This window comes from Mesotoga sp. UBA5825, from assembly GCF_002432955.1.
Classification (GTDB): Bacteria; Thermotogota; Thermotogae; order Petrotogales; family Kosmotogaceae; genus Mesotoga.
Map to the genome: position 1 here is coordinate 7,477 of NZ_DJHG01000017.1, position 756 is coordinate 8,232.

Here is a 756-nt window from a genome sequence, read left to right on the forward strand (position 1 = left end):
GAGACGCCCGCATTTCCGCTTACCCCTCCAAGATAATATGCCAGCTCATCGTCCGGAAGACCCTTCAATACTTTTCCATCGCGTTCGCATGTCGGTGCTACATTCGACAGTTCTTTTGGAAGAAAGCCAGAGGAATTCATTCCAAGAGGTCTGAAAACCTCCTCTGAACAGAACTCGGCGAATGACATCGAAGTTGTCTTCTCTACAACTGCCATCAGAGTTATGAAGTTGAGACATGAGTAGTTTATCTTCTCCATCAGACCGTTTTCCGGTTCGAGAGAAATGATCGACTCAAGAAGCTCTCTTCCCTTGAGATCGCGCCATGCTTCCGAGTAGGGCTGCATGCCAGAAGTGTGAGTCAGCAAGTGAAAGACCGAAATACCTTTCTTTGACTCAGGGACATCGAGAAGATCGCCCAGAGTATCCCAAAGCGAGAGATCGCCCCGAGAAACCAGAAGCATGATGGCGCTAGTGGTTGCTACGACCTTGCTCATACTCGCGATGTCATATACGGTCTCAAGCGTGACGGGAGTATTGTCATCGACAGCAAGGAAGCCGTATGGTTTCTCGTAGAGAATCTCGGTATCCTTCCCGACAACGACGACGGCTCCAGGGTACACTGCCTTTTCAATACCACAAGATACTATCTCATCAACTTTATTCCAGATCAAAATAGACCTCCTTTTGTATTACGTTCAATGTAAGCCGTCCTTGGTCCTTCGTCCAAGATCATGAACCCGTCCTTCGAAAGAGCAG

Annotated in this window: 1 protein-coding gene; it reads right to left on the reverse strand. The window is 48.3% G+C overall.

Translation table 11 applies throughout. From position 1 onward, the window contains the following. On the reverse strand, window positions 1–671 hold a 671-nt coding region (locus tag B3N33_RS01090), incomplete at its 3' end, for a serine hydrolase domain-containing protein (RefSeq protein WP_292591885.1). Window positions 672–756 lie beyond the last annotated feature (85 nt).